General features: G+C 59.8%; 16 protein-coding genes and 4 pseudogenes. 12 read left to right on the top strand and 8 right to left on the bottom strand.

Annotated elements, in window-relative coordinates; all coding sequences use genetic code 11:
• Nucleotides 1-51: 51 nt before the first annotated feature.
• Entirely contained in the window at nt 52-1488 is a 1437-nt protein-coding gene (locus tag C486_RS02015) for an SLC13 family permease (RefSeq protein WP_008452477.1), read from the bottom strand.
• 198 nt (nt 1489-1686) lie between these two features.
• Complete coding sequence (locus C486_RS19825; protein WP_008452475.1) at nt 1687-1839, bottom strand: hypothetical protein; 153 nt, start codon at nt 1837-1839, stop codon at nt 1687-1689.
• A 120-nt stretch (nt 1840-1959) separates the two neighbouring features.
• Between C486_RS19825 and C486_RS02010 the strand changes: the two genes are divergently transcribed.
• From C486_RS02010 to C486_RS19820, 3 genes and pseudogenes are all read left to right on the top strand, one after another.
• Nucleotides 1960-2307 (top strand): hypothetical protein, encoded by a 348-nt coding sequence (locus C486_RS02010; RefSeq protein WP_008452472.1) that lies wholly within the window; start codon nt 1960-1962, stop codon nt 2305-2307.
• A gap of 167 nt (nt 2308-2474) precedes the next feature.
• The gene (locus C486_RS02005) at nt 2475-3422 is read left to right on the top strand and encodes an ArdC-like ssDNA-binding domain-containing protein (RefSeq protein WP_008452470.1); all 948 of its coding nucleotides are present in this window, start codon (nt 2475-2477) and stop codon (nt 3420-3422) included.
• Between the two features lie 89 nt (nt 3423-3511).
• Nucleotides 3512-4316, top strand: a pseudogene (locus C486_RS19820) (hypothetical protein).
• A 13-nt stretch (nt 4317-4329) separates the two neighbouring features.
• Here the strand turns inward: C486_RS19820 and C486_RS02000 are convergent.
• Entirely contained in the window at nt 4330-5133 is an 804-nt protein-coding gene (locus C486_RS02000; RefSeq protein ID WP_008452468.1) for a DUF6036 family nucleotidyltransferase, read from the bottom strand.
• Nucleotides 5130-6056 carry a helix-turn-helix transcriptional regulator gene (locus C486_RS01995; RefSeq protein ID WP_008452467.1) on the bottom strand — a complete coding sequence of 309 codons (927 nt, stop codon included), beginning with the start codon at nt 6054-6056 and terminating at the stop codon, nt 5130-5132. Before C486_RS01995 ends, C486_RS02000 begins: the two co-directional genes overlap by 4 nt.
• A gap of 138 nt (nt 6057-6194) precedes the next feature.
• On the opposite strand from C486_RS01995, the gene C486_RS01990 reads away from it, so the two are divergent.
• The 3 genes and pseudogenes from C486_RS01990 to C486_RS19810 all read left to right on the top strand — a co-directional run bounded on the left by C486_RS01990 (nt 6195) and on the right by C486_RS19810 (nt 7943).
• Nucleotides 6195-6518, top strand: a complete 324-nt coding sequence (locus tag C486_RS01990) for a hypothetical protein (RefSeq protein WP_008452466.1) — start codon at nt 6195-6197, stop codon at nt 6516-6518.
• A gap of 517 nt (nt 6519-7035) precedes the next feature.
• Nucleotides 7036-7212 (top strand): HNH endonuclease, encoded by a 177-nt coding sequence (locus C486_RS22735; RefSeq protein WP_206536962.1) that lies wholly within the window; start codon nt 7036-7038, stop codon nt 7210-7212.
• Between the two features lie 94 nt (nt 7213-7306).
• Nucleotides 7307-7943: pseudogene (locus tag C486_RS19810) on the top strand (IS6 family transposase).
• Between the two features lie 12 nt (nt 7944-7955).
• Here C486_RS19810 and C486_RS22730 read toward each other — a convergent pair.
• Both C486_RS22730 and C486_RS01975 read right to left on the bottom strand, forming a co-directional pair.
• Nucleotides 7956-8647: pseudogene (locus C486_RS22730) on the bottom strand (hypothetical protein); the annotation flags it as partial.
• 219 nt (nt 8648-8866) lie between these two features.
• On the bottom strand, nt 8867-9658 hold the full coding sequence (locus tag C486_RS01975) for an IclR family transcriptional regulator (protein ID WP_008452456.1): 792 nt from the start codon (nt 9656-9658) through the stop codon (nt 8867-8869).
• A 178-nt stretch (nt 9659-9836) separates the two neighbouring features.
• Between C486_RS01975 and C486_RS01970 the strand changes: the two genes are divergently transcribed.
• On the top strand, nt 9837-10748 hold the full coding sequence (locus tag C486_RS01970; RefSeq protein ID WP_014864319.1) for a CoA transferase subunit A: 912 nt from the start codon (nt 9837-9839) through the stop codon (nt 10746-10748).
• Nucleotides 10748-11503: a 3-oxoadipate--succinyl-CoA transferase subunit B gene (locus tag C486_RS01965; protein WP_008452453.1), complete on the top strand. Its 756-nt coding sequence runs from the start codon at nt 10748-10750 to the stop codon at nt 11501-11503. The genes C486_RS01970 and C486_RS01965 overlap by 1 nt, the downstream gene beginning before the upstream one ends.
• Before the next feature lie 190 nt (nt 11504-11693).
• Here the strand turns inward: C486_RS01965 and C486_RS01960 are convergent, their stop codons facing one another.
• Nucleotides 11694-13700, bottom strand: coding sequence for a TRAP transporter permease (locus C486_RS01960; protein ID WP_008452450.1), 2007 nt, complete (start codon nt 13698-13700; stop codon nt 11694-11696).
• A gap of 6 nt (nt 13701-13706) precedes the next feature.
• Complete coding sequence (locus C486_RS01955) at nt 13707-14756, bottom strand: TAXI family TRAP transporter solute-binding subunit (protein ID WP_241432453.1); 1050 nt, start codon at nt 14754-14756, stop codon at nt 13707-13709.
• Nucleotides 14757-14920: 164 nt separating this feature from the next.
• Here C486_RS01955 and C486_RS01950 point away from each other — a divergent pair, with 164 nt between their 5' ends.
• The 4 genes and pseudogenes from C486_RS01950 to C486_RS22905 form a co-directional block, all read left to right on the top strand.
• Nucleotides 14921-16099: a CaiB/BaiF CoA transferase family protein gene (locus C486_RS01950; RefSeq protein WP_008452445.1), complete on the top strand. Its 1179-nt coding sequence runs from the start codon at nt 14921-14923 to the stop codon at nt 16097-16099.
• An 834-nt stretch (nt 16100-16933) separates the two neighbouring features.
• On the top strand, nt 16934-18577 hold the full coding sequence (locus C486_RS01945) for a thiamine pyrophosphate-binding protein (RefSeq protein WP_008452444.1): 1644 nt from the start codon (nt 16934-16936) through the stop codon (nt 18575-18577).
• A gap of 204 nt (nt 18578-18781) precedes the next feature.
• Complete coding sequence (locus C486_RS01940; RefSeq protein WP_008452442.1) at nt 18782-19219, top strand: universal stress protein; 438 nt, start codon at nt 18782-18784, stop codon at nt 19217-19219.
• 299 nt (nt 19220-19518) lie between these two features.
• Nucleotides 19519-19688 (top strand): annotated as a pseudogene (locus C486_RS22905) (3-ketoacyl-CoA thiolase); the annotation flags it as partial.

Raw genomic sequence — 19688 nt, 5'->3', positions numbered from 1 at the left:
TCTTGCGGAGAGACCGGCCTGCACATATATAGCTCACGTGGTCCGGATCGGTCAGGACACCAGTGGCCAGTAAACCATCCATGAGAGGGCGGCGACCACGACCGCCAGCGCCATCGTCACGAGCCCGAACGTGGCGATATCCCGATTCGAGAGCGGCCCCTGGTCCATCGACACCAGCACCGCCGTCGTGTTGAACGGCAGAATCGTCGTCGAGCCGACGACCAGCAATACGGTCAAGGCGAGAAACAGCCGGTTGATCTCGAAGGCAGCGGCCAACTCGAGGATAATCGGGAGCGTGACCACGATCGCCGCCGAACCGGTCGAGAACAGGGTTCGGATGCCGACGGCGAGACCGACCAACACGGCGACCAGCTGCCAGTCCGTCAGTGCCGCAAACGGGATCAGTCGCGTCAACACGCCGATGACGAGTTCGATCGCGCCGGTCGCTTGTAGCGCGTCCAGGATCGACAACATCGCGCCGATGAGAAAGATGATCCCCCAGCTCGTCTCCGCGATGTCATCGGTGGTGATGACGCCGACGGACGGCATCGAGAGGGCAGTCACCGCCGCGACGGCCGGTAGCACCATCGGGATTCCGACGAACGAGCCACCGACCCAGCCCGCGATGGTACCACAGAGGACGAGCACGACGAGCCGCTGGTCGCGAGTCAGCGAAGCTTTTTCCGCGTCGGCGGCAGGCGGCGTCTCAGTTCCCGTTGCACTCGGTGGCAGTCCCACGTCGGCCGTCTCTAGCTGTGTGCTGTCGCCCGCACTGACCGTTGTCTGGCTTCCGATGCCCGCAAAGTGACCGGCAGCAACGGCCGCCGCGGCGTACAGCACCATCGTCGGCGGCACCATTAACACCGCCCAGTCGACCCACGTGATCGGTTCCACTGTGGTCGTGACGATTTCGGAGGTGACCAGCGCCATTCCGCCACCAGTCATCAGCGCCATTGACGCGATCGGGTTGACGTGGCCGAGGACGAGAAACGCCGCCCGCTCGAAGCCGCCTTCGCCGTCGCCGTCCGGTTCGAACGTCCCAGCAAACCGTTTCACGACCGGCACGAACGTCACTGCACGCGCCATCGCGGAGGGCATCACCAGTGCCAGCGCGAGGACGCTACCGGAGACCGACTGTAGCGTCCGACTCGGCGTGCTCTCCGCGCTCAGCAGGCGACGCGCCAGCCAACGATCGAGTCCGACGTTCGTTACGGCGTCGCCGAGCAACAGCAGCGAGAGGAGGAAGAATACCAGCGTCGACGTAAAGCCAGTCGCCGCCACGTCGAACGAGTCGACGACCCCCAGCGCGAACAGCAACGCGACGCTGAGCAGGCTCGAGACTACGTACGGAACCGGTCGAGTAAGCCAGAGGACGAGTGTTGAGAGAAACACCGCCAGTGCCCGTTGCTCTGCGACGGACAGCGACGGGAGCGTGGGCAGCAGTATCCCGACAACGAGGATGCCGGCGGCGACGATCAGTCCGACCATTTGTCGTGACACGGATCGTCGTTCCGACCCTGACCGTGTGCCGGCTCGATCTCCCATTAGCTCCACCCTCTCCGTTCCTGACTAAGAATTTGATGACCTCGTCACGAGAGGCCTGCCCGCTTGGCATGGGTGCAATTCCCTCGTCTTCCAGACATCGCCCTCGAGAAATCACAGTCGAGTCCGCGAAAGACCGGTGGCTCAGATCGTGCCACCGGCGAGGAGCCCGACAATCACGACAAGCGATACGAGAACAACGCCAACGAGCCGTTTGTTCTCCATCGCCTTCCCGTAGAGTGGCATCTCCGCGTATGCTGTCCGGAACTCCTCGAGGTTTCGGTCGTCGTAGAACAAGCTTGAGGAGACCGCCAGCGAGCAGAGCGTCTACCTCCCGCCGGCGTGACTTCGCGACCTGTTTTTCGTGCCCCCAGAGAGGGCGAGGGCTCCTTCGAAAGCCCTCAGAGGTGACTTCCAGTGAGTCACCAACAGAGTCCCGACAACGTCTCGATCGACGAGATCCCGGTCGATATCGACAACACGCAGTCAGAGGAAATCGATCCCGCCGATGTCCCCGACGAAATCGAGTCCATCACCCGTGGGCTCGCCGGTGAACATCCGCCGACGAATCCGCTGGTCGTGCTGAAAGCGGCCCGGCGGTGGTATATTCACGGCAAGGGTGGCACGGATCCCGCCTTCCAATGGGCTATCGAGTGGGCGCGTCATCTAGCGACCGATACGCCCAGCGACATCGAGCGGTTCGACGAGTTCCTCGGGTACCTCGTCACGGTTGGCTTTGCGGACGAACGCCACGAGCTCCGCTGACCGACAGAGCGGTTTTTGAACGCCCCTGAGGGGTGCGGCGCGGTCTGAACANTTGCGGACGAACGCCACGAGCTCCGCTGACCGACAGAGCGGTTTTTGAACGCCCCTGAGGGGTGCGGCGCGGTCTGAACAGACGCAGTCGCCGTGAACTCGATTCGGTGAACACGATGTCCACGACCAGAGACTCGTCGGTCTCCTTCGAGGAGACCGACACGCGATCGGACGAGATGAACAGCACTATCGAACAGTGGATCGACGACCTCGTCGCCGGCGTCGACGACGCGCAGGCCAGCGCGGAGTTCCAAGAGTGGTTCGACGTCCAGAGTCGCTTCCACGACTACTCCTACCGGAACACGCTCCTCATCAAGCGGCAGTGTCCCGAGGCGAGTCGGGTGGCGGGCTACCGGACGTGGCAGGAGGAGTTCGACCGGCACGTCACGGAGGGCGAGTCGGCCATCTGGATCTGGGCGCCGATCATCACCAAGCAGTGCCCGGAGTGCGAGAACTCGCCGAGCTACCACGAGGACAGTGACTGTGACTACGACGAGACGCCGCCCGAGGAGTGGTCAGAGGGACTCGTCGGGTTCAAACCCGCGCCGGTGTTCGACGTCTCCCAGACCGAAGGCGAGCCGCTTCCCGACCTAGACACGGAAGCGACCGGGGACGCCGGCGATCTCGTCGAACAGTTGACTGTCGCCGCTGACGACCTCGGCGTGACGGTGCGGATCGTTCCCGACGAAGACTGGACCCACGGCGACGCGAAGGGCATCTGCGAGCAGTTGAGCCTCGTCGACATCCAGCCGCTCGTCGAGGTGCGTGATCGGGAGAACGAGGCCGACCTTGCGCGGACGCTGATCCACGAGTACGCGCACGCACTGCTCCACTTCGACGTCGACGACGACACCGAGCGGTCGAAACGCGAAGTCGAGGCCGAAGCTGTCGCGTACGTCGTCGGGCGGTACTGCGGGCTCGACACTAGCGGGTCAGCGTTCTACCTCGCTGCGTGGGAGTCGGAAGATCCCGAAGTCGTTCGCGAGCGCCTCGGACGGATTAGTCGTACAGCAGAAGAACTCATCGACGTTCTCGAGAGCGAATCCTCGTTCTCACTCAGTTAACCAACAGAGTGATGGATTCCGTCCGCTCTGTTGGTTAAGCTTTTCTGCGCTCGCGGAGGGCCGGAGGCGCATTCTGACCTCCGCGAACCATGACTGAACCCTATCTCACGACGGTCCTCGAGGAAGCCGAGCACGTTGCCGAGCAGCACGACCAGATCGCTCGAACGACAGACAACCAAGCCCACAAGTACCTCCGATACGCCGTTCTCCGGGTGCTCGAAGGCGAGGCGGAACACCTCCCGGCAGACTGGACGCCGAGCGACGGCGTGACCGTCGGCTACGGGAGCGACGAGGCGATGTTCGATAGCTGGGGTTCCAGCGAAAATTGGTGGGAGACCGTCCCGCCGCAAGAAGCGTGTACACGCTTCCGGTTGTTCTTCCCGGACGGTGCCCCGCGTCATCGTCGACGTGATGGCCGCGCTCGGGGCCTAGCGTGTCTGGACTGGGAGCGCAGCAGCGTGCGGCTCCTACGACCATCGCGAGCGCCGCGAGGTCCACTACCTGTGGTCGGAAGGCCATCCGGTAGAGGACGTGCTCCACGAGCGGCTTAGTGGCCCTGCGGAAGCCGTCGCTCCCGACGGTGGCCGAACGGGCGACGTTCGGGACTGACTGGTCGTCGACGAGAACGCAGAATCACGGGACGATCTCGAGCCCCGCACGAAGCGTGCCGTCGGTGAAGCCATGGATGTCTCGCTCCTTTCGAAAGGTGGCCGCTACGAGGTACAGTCCGCGTCTGGCAACAGGTACGAAGTCGACATCGTCGACAAATCGTGCACCTGTCCGGACTGGCAGCAGCGCTCACCCGAGGGCGGCTGCAAGCACCTGCGTCGCGTCGATTACGAAATCAAGCGTGGCCGCGTTCCCCGACCAGACGGCCGCCTTCCTTCCCCGTAGGGTAGCGATTGAGCTACTCCACGAGACGGACTGTGTCGCCATCTCGACGGACCCGGACAAACGTTGAGAGATACGCGATCCGGTCGTGAACCTCGTCGGTATCCAGCTCCAGTTCGGCGGCCAGTTCGTCGACGGTCATCGGCTCGTCGAATGCTTGGAGGACTTCGAGCCCCCGGTAGTACCTATTCGTGAGCTCCTGGACGCGGCCCTCGATCGGCGTGGTCACCCCGTACCGCTCCTCGAGTTCAACTAGAGCCTCGTTCGCGAACGTGGCGAACTGATCGTCCCCCAAGCGTTCGATCTGGGCTTCGAGTTCATCCCGAACGACGTCGTAATCGAGACCGGCCTGCACGAGCATATTCATGTCCTCGATGTCGTCGTCGCGGCCTGCGATCGCCTTGAACAGGAAGATGTCCTCGTTGCTGACCAGCCGGACCGTCAGTCGATCCGTGTTGAGGAACGGCTCGCTGCGCTCTTGCATACCGTCGGTGAGGACGAGCTTGTTCGCGACCTGCTGGTTGAAGATGTCGAGGCGACACCCATCGTCGTTTTCGACGCAGCTCGTCGCCCCCAGTGCCCGATAATTTGGATCCAGCGATTGAACCTCCGCATACCCGAGGTCCATCAGGACGGCCCACAGCTGGCCGTACGCGTCGCCATCTGAGACGACCAGGTCGATATCTTTCGTCGCCCCCTTGAGGTCGCGCAGCGACATCGCGCCACCACCGATCAGGTAGACCGTGAACGGGGCTGAGAGGCCATCACCGATTCGCTGGAATTCGTTCTCGATGTACTCACGTCCGAATGTTGGTCTCATGGTGGTAGTGGCACCTCGTAGTCAGCCGCCAGCTCTTGGAACTCGTCCCACTCCGGGAGCCGGTCGTCGTCGACCTCGCCGTGCGTCTCGAGGTAGCGGAGCAAGGCGTCGATTTCGTCTTCGAGGCCATACTTCGCCGCCTGCTCTCGGAGGTCCGCCTCGTCGATGTCGACGTGGCTGAGTAGAAGGAGACAGTACGAGCGGTGGCGGCTGCCGTCGTCGATCAGCAGCATGTGACAGCAGAGCTCCGCCGACGAGACTGCGTCGAGGTCCTCGGAGTAGACGTAGTAGCGGTGGCCGGTGAGCAGAAACTGGAGGTCGAAGGCCGTGAATCGAGCAAGGCCTGTTTCGTGGAACGCCTCCGCGTCGATTTCCGTCTCGGTCTGGGCGAGGAATTCGTCGTAGTCCTCCCAGAGAATCGTGCCCTTCGGGGCAACGGCTTCGAGGCGTTGGCGATGTAGATGGTGTGCGAGTTCCCGGGCGAACTTGTGGAGGCGGTCGAAATCGGCGTTGAAGTCATAGCGGCCGTCGGCCGTCCCGACGAGCCCACGGTCGCGAAACCGCTTGAGGACGCGGTTGACCGTGTTACGGTAGTTGTCGCTCCGGTCGGCGATCTCGGAGACGGTTCGCGGCTGGTCGAGGTAGTACAGCACCTCGAGTGCCTTCCCGGTCAGCAGCTCGGGGAACTCGATGTGGGAGTGCTGGCGGACGAGGTCCCGATAGAGTTCGACGGCGCGAGCATCCGACGGGACGACTCGTTTTCGCCGCCCGTCGCGTTCCGTGTAGACGAGCCCCTTCTCGACGATGTCGCCGACGGCACGAGAGAGGTAGCTCTCGCTGTGGTCGAGCCTCGTCGCGAGCTCGGAGATCGTGTCGCCGCGGTCGACCGTGGCGAGGACCTCGAGTTCGATGCGCCGGAGCACGGTGTAACATAGTACGAAACTACTATATAAAGAAGTTTCGAGTAGTGTTACAGCCAGCAGGCGCGGGAACCGTTTCCACTGACTTAACCAACAAAACTATGGAGTCGAGGGTCGTGTTGGTTAACACGAGAGCAGCCGATGTCCTACGAACCCCCGACCCCACCGGCGACTCTCCCGACGGAGATTGTCAACACGCTCAACGAGTCGGACCCGAAGCAGATCCGAGACGTTGCTTCTTACGCTGAAGCGCTAGCCGAGCACAAGGAACGAGAGGCCCGTCTCGAGGAGTCGGCAGATCAAGAAGAGGTCGAAGATCGACCAGACGATCTTCCGGACGATGTCCCTGCCAAAGCGACGATCACGATCAAAGAAATCAACGACAACCGCTACTACTACTGGCAATGGCGGGACGGCAAATCAGTGAAGTCAAAATATAAAGAGCCGGTCAACCCGAACCAATAACTTCGGGCATTCATCAGTGATGACGGTTGCTGATGGTCGGCGAAAGGCCGAGCCATGCCCGTTGAAGTCGAGTGTGATTTCTGTGGTGAGACAGTCTCAAGACCGCCGTCGGTAGTGGAGCGTGCAGAACACCATTTCTATGATAAGACTTGTTACATGAGTTGGCGGTCTGAAGAAGAGGACAACAGGATTGACCTCAATGCGACTACTGTGGAACGAACTTCAAACGATACAAAAGGAGGCTCGACGACGATCAGGCAAACACCTTCTGTAGCAATAGGGGACGGTGGCAGGTAGAAAATCAGCCTCAGACAGAATGTACGTACTGTGGAGAGATCATCAAACGAATCCAGTACGAAATCGAATCAGCGGATCGGCACTTCTGTAATTAAGAATGCAAGTAGGAGTGGCAGCAGGAAACTGTTCCCTATGACTGGGAGTCGACACCGAACTATAGACCACTGTGGAAAAAACGACGCGAACAGGTCTAGGAGCGAGATAATTGGACCTGCCAAGGATGTGGACGAAGCGAAGAAAAACTTCGATTACACCTCAAGTTCACCATATCCGGCCATTCACGGAATTCAACCAGGATGAGATCGAAGCAGCGCATGACCCCTCAAATTTGGTCTCGCTCTGTGAGCCCTGCCACAGTCGGTGGGAAGGTATCCCGATCTGTCCGAAACTGATCTGATAGATACCCCGTGTGCGATATGAATTTGGTGAAAGGGTAGGCGGCACTGTTTCGTTAAGCGTGAAAAGTGAGGCGGCAGGATTTTGTGGTGCCTATGCCAAAAATCGACCGCCTCAGCGGGTGTAGCGACTGGATCGATTTGAATTTTGTGGAACGAGAGCGGACACCGCGCCAGTTGATGGAACTTGGTATTCGACTCCACCTTGCGGGACTATCGCTTTCGAATACAGTTCGAGAATTAGAGATTTTTTGGTGTCAAACGTAGTCGAAAGGCAGTTCATGATTGGGTCCACAAGTGCGATCTACAGCCAGCTGGTGACGAGAATTCGAATCACATCGTGCTTGACGGGACGGTGATTCAACTTGACGAACATCAATATTGGCTGTACACTGCTGTTGATCCAGAGACGAACAAAATTCTCCATACTCGGCTGTACTCAACGACTACGACCGCGTTGACAGAACGGTTCCTGCAGGAATTCACCGAGAAACATGATCTCGACGATGCCGTGTTTCTCGTTGATGGAACAAAACATCTCCAAACTGCACTCCGTCGATCCGGGCTCCGATTTCGATACGAAAAGCATGGAAATCGGAACGCTGCTGAACATGTCTTCTAAGAGATAAAACGTCGAACTTCTTCGTTTTCAAACTGCTTTAGTCACGCACAACCGTCAACAGCAGAATCCTGGCTTCAGGCCTTCGCTGTCTGGCACAATGCTACAAACTAAACACGACCCGGCGACCTTCCCGAAGTACTTTGTCAACGCGCCGGCGTCGCTCTCTCGTTGGGGCACGAACGCCACCCAATCGTAGTGGGCTTCGTGTTCGAGCCAAATCTCAACGTCTTCCGTGATCTCCATCGCGAGCGTCTCGAGGTCCTCGCGGTCATCGTCGTCGATGTCGGGGTCCGGGGTCTCCCAGATGGAGACGACGATCCCGTGGACGACGCGCCAGCCGCCGGCTTCCAGCCGCTGTTTCGCCGTCAGCAGTTCGTCTCCCCGTAGAAGAACGTGTTCGACTCGTCGATGATCGCCCGCCCGGGCACGTTGTACCGCACCGGCGAGTGGCCAACGCGACCGTAGCTCGAGTACGTCGACCGACTCGCCAGCTGTTGGTAATCCACATCCGGCCACCGACTCAACGAGAAGTCGCCGACGTCGGCGTCCGTCGCCATCTCGTGGAGGATTTGGACGATCTCGCTCGTTGAGCAGACCAGGACGTCCGGATCGTGTGCTTCGAGTGCCCCTTCGACGGCGGTCAGGATATCCGTCGGCGAGTCGGTGACGGTGTCGCCGGCGGCGGACACCTCCCCATAGGTGTCGTTGCTCGTTTCGGTCACCGGGACGCTGAGCCGGAGCGTCGACAGCTCGTTCGCCGGCGTCGGATCGATGCCGGTCTCCAGACAATACCGGAACTCTCGTGAGAAGTCGACTCGAGTCGCCACTGGAACGACTTTAGAAGCGACTATCACTGGACGGTGCAACGAAAGCCGGAACGGCGGAGAATGTCACGGGCCGCTCTGTCAGCGATACAGCGCGGACCGAGCGGAAAATCGGCAGAACGAACGGATGCCACGTCTATGGAGTGTCGATGCACCTCTTGATCGGGTCGGCCGACTGAATTTGTTTCTCGTCGTCGAAGTTCGGTCTTCTTATGAGTGTGCGAGATTCAACTCGAGTTCATTGACAACACTTCGAACCGTGTTCGGAATTTCGTCTTTAAACTGTTCACCACGCATCCGGTGACTCGGGCCGGCGACGGCGAACGCACCGAATATCTCTCCATCGGGTCCCATAAGGGGAACGCCGACCGCGTGGAGCCCTCGTGTACTTTCGTCGATATTGAACGCGTACCCCCGCTCGCGGACCGTCTCGAGTTCCTCGAACAGCACTGTCTCATTAGTAATAGTCGCGTCGGTCGCGGCCGGTAATCCGTGGCGGGAGACGATTTCGCGGACGTGTTCGTCGGGTAAGTTCGCCAAGATCGCCTTGCCGCCGGCCACTTGGTGCATGTAGAACCGCTTTCCGACACGAGCGCGACTGAATACGCCCTTCTGGCCCGCCTTTCGACCGAGAATAACGCATCTCCCCCGCTGTTCAACGGAGAACTGGACGGTTTCACCGGTGAGGTCTGCTAACTCACGGATTTTCGGCTCGATATACTGTCGTCCTTCAATTTGGTGGAGTGCGTAGCCACCGATATCAAGGAATCGGAGACCGATCCGGTACTCGCCGCCGGATTTGACGACGTAATCGTGTTTCAGAAGTGTAATAAGGTGTTTGTGAATCGTCCCTTTCGATTTTCCGATCGCCTCGGCCAGTTCCGAGACTCTGGCTCCGTCTCGAGCCTGTAACTCGTCGACGATTTCGAGCGAGGTTTCGACGCTCTTGATCGTCGGTGATCGCGGTCTGGAATCGCCGTTTTCGGCTTCGTCTCGAGACATGCTATCCTACGTAGGAATCAATTCGTAAAAAGGTTCACGCATAGAAACCGCGCGGTGGTTTCGTTTCGTTATTCCACACAACCGTCGACTGATCCGAATTATCGATCGGGAGGACGGGCAAGATAACGGAAAAGGGGTGGGCTTATACGAATGTCTGCTGTAAATTCCGAGAGATCCGATGTCAAGCGTGACGACGATGGCGTCCACGATTAGCGACGTTGTTGACGACGGTGATAGTCTGTACCTTGCAGGGTTCACACATTTGATCCCCTTCGCAGCGGGTCACGAGATCATCCGTACTGGCTACGATGATCTCGAACTCATCCGTGCGACCCCTGATCTGGTATACGATCAACTAATTGCTTCGGGCTGTGTCTCGAAGGTGACGTTCTCGTGGGCCGGCAACCCCGGTGTCGGGAGCCTTCGGGCGTTCCGCCGGGCGATCGAGGACGGCGTCCCGAACCCGATCGAGACCGAGGAATACACCCACTACGGGATGGTCGCGGCATTGCACGCCGGCGCGGCGGACCTGCCGTTCATGCCAGTTCGGACGTTCGCTGGTTCGGATCTCGTCGATCAGAGCGACGCGATTCGAACCGTCTCGAGCCCGTACGGTGACGACGAAATTCCGGTAGTACCGCCAATCAAACCCGACGTGGCGATCGTCTCCGCACAGCGCAGCGACGAGGACGGCAATGCTCACCTCTGGGGGATCCCGGGCGAGCAGAAAGAAGCGGCGCTCGCGGCCGAGACAGTTATTTGCTGCGTCGAGGAGCTGTGTTCGACCGAAACGATCCGAAGTGATCCCAATCGGACGCTGTTTACCGCCGACGCGGTCGATCATGTCGTCGAAGTTCCCTACGGTGCACACCCGTCGTACGCGCAAGGCTATTACGACCGAGACAACGCGGCCTACCTCGAGTGGGAGGAAGTCTCGAAGGATCACGAGGACACGCAGGCATGGCTCGACGAATGGGTCTACGGTGTCGCCGACAGACGAGAATACGTGGAGAAACTCGGCGCGGAGCGACTTTTGGACCTCGAAGTCGACTCGAAGTATGCGACGGCGATCGATATGGGTGACTACTGATGGAGTATACGGACACTGAACTCATGGTGACGGCGGCAGCCGAACAACTCGAGGACGACGACTCGGTTCTGGTCGGGATCGGCGTCCCGAATCTGGCCTGCAACCTCGCGAAGCGCAACCACGCATCGAACCTCGAGATGATCTATGAGTCCGGGACGATCGGCTCGAACCCGAGTTCGCTCCCTCTATCGGTCGGTGATCCGGTACTCGCTTCGGGTGCAGTCGGCATCGAATCGATGCTCAACGGCTTTTCGTACTACCTGCAGGGTGGGCGGATCGACGTCGGCTTCCTCGGCGGCGCGCAAGTCGACAAGTATGGCAACATCAACTCGACTGTGATCGGCGACTACGACGACCCGGCGGTCCGACTTCCCGGCAGCGGCGGGGCCTGCGAGATCGCCAGCAACGCCCATCGGACCATCATCATCTCGCCGCTCGAAGAGCGACGGTTCCCCGAGGAGGCCGACTTCGTCACCAGCCCGGGGTATCTCGATGCCGAGACCGAGCGGGCCGATCTCGGACTGCGAGGCGGGCCGGACGCGGTCATCACCGACAAGGCAATCATGGGATTCGATGCCGACGGTGAGATGATCGTCGAACGCCTCCATCCGGGCGTCACCGAAGACGATGTGCAGGCGGCCACCGGCTGGGAAATCCAGTTCGCTGACGACGTCGAGCGCACGCGGGAGCCGACTGACGAAGAACTCCGATTGATCCACGAGGAACTCGACCCCGACGGCGTCTATCTCGACTGACCGGCGACTCGAGCGAAACTCCCTATCCGTAATTTCTCTCACGGACGATGCGATCGACAGCCCGCGCTAGGGCTGTCGGACGGTCGTACCTCCCCCCTCCCCCGACAACCGCGGAGTAACGACGCTTGAGACGGGGAATCGGACGGAGGAACACGGTATGACGTTCGGGAGAAAACAGCGCCGAAGTCGGTTAGTCGCTTTCGGCGACGTGGCCGATGTTAGTCGTTCCCGCCATCTGTGTCTGCAACGCGATGAACAGTATCGTGGCCGCTACCGCTCCAACACGGGGCAGTAGTGCAGGCCACACCATCGCGACGACACCGAGCGTGACGTACACTGCGCGCACACCGTAACTCAGCGGTGACGAGATGCCGAAGGGACGAGGTGCGCAGTTGAGACCATGGGTGATCGCGACCGCGCCGAACAGAACGATCAGTCCGGACGCAGCGGTCATGAGGCCGAACCCCTCCGTCACGATTTCGGGGTTGTAGATGAACGTGAACGGGAGGACGAACAGCGGCATCCCGAGCTTCAGTGCCTCGAGCGCGGTTCGCCAGAAGCTCGAACCGGCGATGCCGGCTGTGACCACTACCGAGATGGCGATCGGTGGCGTGATCCCCGAGAGGATGGCCGCGTAGAACACGAAGAAGTGCGCGGCGACCGGATCCAGCGCGAACTCGCCGGTCAGCGTCGGCGCGATCAACAAGGCGACGATCGTGTACGCGGCGACGGTCGGCATTCCCAGTCCGAGGACGAGACAGACAACCATCGAGAACAGGGCTGTAAACAGTAGGAGTCCGCCTGCGACCCCGACGATCGCGAGCGAGAGCTTTCCGGGGAGGCCGGTCGCGTTCAACAGGTCGACGATCCCGTTGACCGCCGCGATGATGATCGCGATTGGCGCGATGGCGACGGCGCCGAACTTGAACCCGGAGACGGTATCATTCACGGCGTCACGGACCGTCCCGACTGGATCCACATCGTCGTTGACGAAACTCAGCAGGATGGGGAGCCCGCTGCCGGTCAGGACCATCGCTGCACAGGTGTACAGCGCGGAACTAATAACCGTCCACTGGGCGACCCCCAGCGTGTACAGCAGGACCACGAACGGGACCCCGAAGCGAATCGCCTCGACGATCGGATGGTATCCCTCGTTCAGGTCTTCAAGCCGGCTCTCGATATCGACGCCACCCTCAGGGAGTTGTTTGACCGCCATGTAATGGACGCCGATGGCCACGGAGATATAGAAGACGAGCGCCGGGATGACTCCCGCAATGAGGACATCGACGTAGCCGATGCTCGGAATGAGCGAGGCCATGACGAACGCGGCGGCACCCATGACCGGCGGCATGATCTGTCCCCCCGAAGAGGCGACGGCCTCGATGCCGCCCGCCGAGTCGGACCGCATGCCGCTCTCTTTCATCAGCGGGATCGTAAAGGAGCCGGTCATCGCTGCGTTGGCCGTCTGTGCGCCGTTAATCGAGCCAACGATCAGGCTCGAGATTACCGCCGACTGGGCAACGCCCGACCGGAGATACTTGACCGTCCGAAAGGAGAGTCGCATGATGAGTTCGAACGCGCCGTAGCCCCGCATCAATCCCGCGTAGAGCAAGAACAACGCGACTTTGACCGCCACGACCTGCGTGATCGAGCCGAAGAATCCGTCGAACTCCATCGTCAGGACGTTGATTATCTGTTCGGCGGCAATCCCGCCGTGGCTCAACAGTCCGGTGAGGAGGTTCCCAAAGTAGGCGTAGAGGACGGACGCGATTACGACGCCAGCGAAGGCTGCTCCGAACGACCGGTACGTCAAATACAGGATGACGAGCCCGAATAGGCCGCCGATGACGTACTCGTATCCCAGGGCGTAGCCGATCCGCTGTGTCTCGAGTACATCGTAGTGTAGCCACACGTAAACCGGCACGGCAATGCCGACGAGTGCACAGATCCACAGCCCGAGACGCTCGAGGCGGTTCTCTCCCTCGAGAGTCCTGAGTTCGTCGAGGACGTAGATCAAGACACCGCCAGCGAGGAATACGACACCGTATTTGGGCCGTGGCACCTGCTGGTTGAGTGCGTATAGCAGGACTCGCGCCCAAAAGAGCAAGGCGACGACCGTGACGAGGTTATTCAGCAGGTGCTCTCGTCGGAGGTCCAACGGCGACCAGACGGGCGGTTCGTTCTGGGTCTCGCTCATAGGCGTCTATTCGCCGCCGCGCGTGTAGGTACTCATGTCGACGCCCTGTTCCTCAAGGAAGTCGTACGGACCCGGGTGGATCGGCATGTCCTCAAGGTACAGCGAGGCCATTGACTCAGGATCGCTGTGATCGAGGTACGCCGGCTGGCCCTCCTGAATCGACGCGGTGTTTTCGTTGCTGATCCGCGCGAGTTCGTAGCCGATGTCGCGAGAGACGTCACTGCCGAGCCAGAACTGGAAGTCCGCACCGTAGACGTCCATCTGGTCCTGCTGGAAGTCCTGCTTTTCCCAGCCGTAGACATCGAGTTCGCTGTGGCTCGTCCCGCGGGTGTCGTTCGCGGCTTCGACGAGGTTGTCGGAGAATTCGACGAGTTGGAGATCGGCGCGGGCGTCGACTTCGGTCGCCCAGCCGGCGAGATTCTGGAAGCCGGCACCGTACGCGATCAGCGCGTCGATGTTCCCCTCTTCGATGAGGCCGGCAACGTCGCCCGTATCGGCGTTGACGATCGAGTTGGTGTCCTGGAGTTCGCTCCAGAGACCGGCGTTCGAGAAGACGGCCTCGGCCTGCTGGCGAAGACCCCACGACGGTGGCAGCGCCCAAAAGTCGCTCCCGACGAGGTCGTCGATCGTCTCGATGCCCGAGCCGTTGACGGACAGCACGTGCATGTGCAGCGAGCTGATGGAGAACAGCTGGTTGGGGAGCGTCTTCAGTGGCCTTTCCGCGAACGGCGGCTGGTCCTCCTTGGCCGAGGCGGCGATGAAGTTGCCCGCAGTCAGCGCCTGCAGGTTCCCCTGTGAGAACTGGCGCAGGCTCGGCGGGTCACCGCCGGTTTCTTGATTTTGCCAGCGGATTTCGCCAGCCGGTTCAGTGTCACCCGACTGCTCTTTGACGACTCGCTGGAAAGAGTTGCTTGCCGCGCCGGTTGTCGTCGTCGAACTCGGGATACCGACGCTCAGTGACGTTGAATTGCCGCTGCCGCCGAGACAGCCGGCCAGTGACACAGCACCGACACCACTCGCTACCTTCAGAATGTCCCGTCTGCTGGTGGGAGTCATACACACTATCCGCTGTATTCTTCCTAATTAAACCTTTGGGAATGCCGGGGTATCATAAGTTCTGAACAGCGAATCACCTCAGAGGTCCACCATCACGAACGAAGACGACGATACACCCTCCAGTGAGCGGAACGTATAAATCAGGGAATCTCCATCACCGAACCATGCAGCCTCTAGAGGACGTGACGGTTATCGATGCAACACAGGCACTCGTCGGTCCGATGGCAACGCAGACGTTCGGTGACCTCGGAGCCGACGTAATAAAAATCGAGCGACCAGGACACGGAGATCTCACCCGGACGTACAGTCCCGAGTACGAGGGACTGTCAGCGTACTTCGTGAGCCTGAATCGGAACAAGCGAAGCCTTACGCTCGACTTGACGAGCGAGGAGGGGCAGACTGTACTTCACGACCTGATCGAGGAAGCCGATGTCTTCATGCAGAACTTCAGTCCTGGCAAGGCCGAAGCGTTCGGTGCGGATTACGAGACCCTGTCAGCCCTGAACGACGAACTCATATACTGTGACGTGTCCGGCTACGGTTCCAACAGTCCCTACAGCGGGAAGAAATCGTTCGACATTATCCTACAGGGCGAAGCCGGGATGATGAGCATCACCGGCACCGAAGAACAACCGGCCCGCGTCGGCATCTCGATCTGTGACGTCTCCGGTGCGATGACGGCGACGTACGCTATCCTAACCTCGCTGTATCACCGTCAACAAACAGGCGAGGGACAACACATCGAACTCTCGCTGTTCGACACGAGTTTCCAGTGGCTGCTTTACCACGTGACGAACTACTTCGCCTCCGGCGAGGTCCCACAGCGGATGGGAACGAAACATCCTAACCTCTCACCGTACCAAGCGATCGAAACGGCCGATTCCCATATCGTCGTCGGTGTGATCAGCGAAGGGATCTGGCCTGACCTCTGTCGTGCCCTCAATCGCGAAGAGTGGATCGATGACGAGCGGTTCGCGACGTTCACGGATCGAACCGAGAACCGAGGGGAACTCGACAGTCGCCTTGACGAAATCTTCGCCGAAAAGACGACCGAAGAGTGGGTCAAACACCTCCAGAAGTACGACGTCCCATGTACGCCCGTCAACGACGTCGAAGAAGTAGTGAACGATCCCCACATCGACGCGCACGATATGATCGTCGAGATGGACCACCCCGAACATGGAACGGTAAAAGCGCCCGCAAACCCGGTCAATTTCTCTTCGCTCGAGACGACTCACGAGCGCGCGCCGCCGCATCTCGGCGAACACTCGGCGGAGATTCTCAGTGATCTCGGCTATTCTCCGGAGGAGATCGTGACCCTCGAATCTGAGAACGTGATCTGATCACACGAAATGCGATTCCGGTACTCGAGTCGAATCGGCGACACGGTTTTTCAAGTCAGGATCGGTCTACGGACAGATCCGTCTCAACAGGGATCCATCCCCGTGAATTCGACGACGGTCTCAGCCGGTGGATTAAGTCGTATGATCCATTCCCATAGATGACGTTACCCATGGTTCTGTTTCACATTCCGAAACTCAGTAGCGGTTCCGAAAAGAGAACGCTGAAAATAAGCCTGAGATACCGGATAGCAGGCATTCCCATCACATAATGGTTACAAATTTAACACAGACTCTATCTTATTTGATGTCACTACCATAGAGAAGAAGCAACTACTAACAACGTCCATTCTGTTGTTAAGTTGTACGGGCGGCGATCGGCGTACAGCCGCAAACCGATTCCAGACGGGACAAATCGATGGATGTTTTACAAACATATGTCTGTAATTCAGGTAGTTGGTCGAGTAACGCATTCCGAGAAAACTGCGACGAATCATCCGGTGAAATCGAGTTACACACAGTTCGTTTCGAATAGAGAAACAAATTTCGAGAAGGCATTGACACGGCTGTTATCTGAGGGATTTGTGTCGATTCGATCAGTGACGAGCCGGCGGGCAATAAGCAGGGTGTTGAGGTTGGAGTCGCAAGAATCGCCACTGGTGCTGGAATCACTATTCGAGACCGGGGTACGACTCCGCCCAAACGAACGGGAGAGATTGTTTCGTAGTTCGAAATTCGTACTACCGGTCAGCTGATCGAACGGCCCGTTCGTAGCGTCGCAGGGGCCGATACCGAACGGAGGGGAGAGGATAAGTACCTGGTTTACGAGGACCACGTATGGACGTCAGTCAAGCAGTCATTGAGCGATTGACAGCGAATGGGATCGAGACGATGTTCGGAATCCCAGGTAAGCAGACGCTGCCACTGAACGAAGCGATCGGAACGCGGGACGACATTCGGTTCGTCGTGGCCCGTCACGAGACCGCCGTCTCTCATGAGGCGTGGGGATACGCGGAAACCAGCGGCAAAGTCGCGGCCACAGCCGTCATTCCCGGTCCCGGAGACATGAACGCGATGAACGGGTTGAAGAACGCGCTCAACGACTGTACACCGATAATTCACATCGCCGTCGAAACCGATCCCGAAATTCGCGGTGGTGACGGGATCCACGAGACACCACCGAACACCTACGACAACGTCGTCAAGGAGAACCTGCTGGTCGAACACCCCGAAAGCACGATCGCCGTCCTCGAGGAGGCGATTGCGACCGCGGAAACCCAGCCAAAGGGTCCAGTCCGGATCGGGATTCCGAAGAACTTCCTGAAAATGGACGTTCCGCTCGCAACGCCGGCCGAGTACAGCCGAAAATCGGTGTCGGACGTCGCAGACCGTGATATCGAGGCAGCCGCCGATTTGCTGATCACGGCCGATGCCCCAGTGATCGTCGCTGGTGGGGGCGTCCGTGCCGCGAACGCAAGCGACGAACTTCGCTGTGTGGCCGACCGACTCGGTGCGCCCGTGGTCACCACGTACAAGGGTAAAGGTGTCCTCCCCGACGGGGACAACGGATACGTCGCTGGAAGCCTCTCCGGGAGCGCGTCGCCCGAACTGCTCGACCTGCTCGCGACCGCTGACGCGGCACTCGCGGTCGGGACGGACTTCGACGCAGTCACCACCCGTGCGTGGAACGTCGACGTCCCCGAGACCCTTGTCCACGTAACGCTCGAGCCCGGCGATCTCGGGACGGGCTACGAGCCGACCGTCGGTATCGTCGCCGACGCCGCTGCAGCGCTGTCGTCACTCGAGGATGCATTCGCGGACCGCGAGGTTGAGACCAACGACGCTATCGACCGCGCGTCCGCTGTTCGGGAATCCACCAGTGGCCGGCTCGAAGACCTGCGCGTCTCGTCGCCGCCGATCACGTCAGTCAGTGCGCTCGAGACCGCTCGCGACGCGATTCCGGACGATGCAATCGTCGCAGTCGACGCCGGCGGCTTCCGCGTCTGGGGGTTGAACGTCTTCGAAGCGACGGGACCGCGGTCCTATGTCAACCCTGGCTCATGGGCAACGATGGGGACCGGCCTACCGTCGGGGATCGGTGCGCAGCTCGCGAATCCGGACGACGATGTCGTCGTCCTGTCCGGTGACGGGGGACTCATGATGTGCGTCCACGAACTTCATACTGCCGTCGCCGAGGGGCTGCCACTGACCGTCGTCGTCTTCGTCAACGAGGACTACGCGATCATCAGCGACGACGCCGGCCAGAACTACGGTCTCTCGGCCGGAGAGTATGAGTGGACGAATGCGCCGATCGATTTCACGAGTCTCGCATCGAGCCTTGGCATGCGGGCCGAACACGCCGAGACACCAGCCGATCTCGAAGAGGCGCTTGCATCCGCAATCGATGCCGACGAACCCGTCCTGTTAGAAGTACCGACGGATCCACGCGAACCACAGGCCAGCAACTGGATGAGCGAGTAACGTCTCGAACACGACGTTCAACGACGGTTCCCGGATTTCACACTCACTCGAGCGACAGCGTCGTGATCGGGGTGTTGATTCGTTCGATTTCGACGATACCAAAACTGCTCAAAGCGCTTACGACAAGCCTGAAATTGGACGATTGCGACGACAGTAACCCACGAAGTAGGTACTACTAAGTAGCAGTCGGCACGTGTCGTAAGTATGTATCAAGTAGTCGTTCCGATCGACACGGACGAAGAGCGAGCGATGCGCGCCGTCGACTACGTGATGGATCTCATCGCTGCCGACGGGCCGGTCGGCGATTCTGACAAACTCGCCGTGACGATAGTCAACGTTTTCGAAGAGTTTACCGCCGTCGACGAGGGCAGCCGAGTAACATCGGCTGAACTGTATGATCCCGACGACCTCCCGACGGCTGTGATGGTCGCACGCGACGAACTTGAGGACGCCGGAATCGAGACCGAAGTCGTCCGTTGTCACGGTGATCCCAGCGACGAGATTATCGAATACGCCGATTCGGTAGATGCGGACGTTCTCGTCGTCCCCACCCGTAAGCGCTCACCCGTCGGCAAAGCGGTGTTCGGTAGCGTCACGCAGGATATGATCCTCGGGACGAACCGCCCTGTAGCAGTCGTGTAACTGCTTTGCTAACGACTGATATCAGCGCTCCTCAGTCGACGCTCGACCGACCTGGTGAACGATCCGCAAGTCGGCCCGAAAATCAGTCGAAACTGGTGAGCGCGCCGCGCTCTGGAGTCGACAACCCCGTCGCAGGTCGCTGTGACCTGAATTCTCGTAGCAGTAGTATGGAATCCGAGCGTGGATCCGGTAACCGAATCGCGGACACGATTAATCTGGATCACCGATGCAGCAGCCGTCGTGGCCCGGTCGATACGAAGCATATAGTTATTTTACACCCGATGACTGAGGGGACAGGTATGCGGGATGCTTATCTCGTCGGCGCAGGACAGTCGGACTACGGGGCTTTCCCCGCGGAGAGCTATCGCTCCCTGTTCCGCACGGCGTTCGACGCGGCGACGGACAGCGTACCGAAGGGACTCGAGGCCGGGGACATCGACGAGGCGTTCGTCGGTACTCTCGGCGTCGG

Source organism: Natrinema gari JCM 14663, from assembly GCF_000337175.1.
Taxonomy (GTDB): Archaea; Halobacteriota; Halobacteria; order Halobacteriales; family Natrialbaceae; genus Natrinema; species Natrinema gari.
This window is presented reverse-complemented; position numbering and strand designations above follow the sequence as displayed.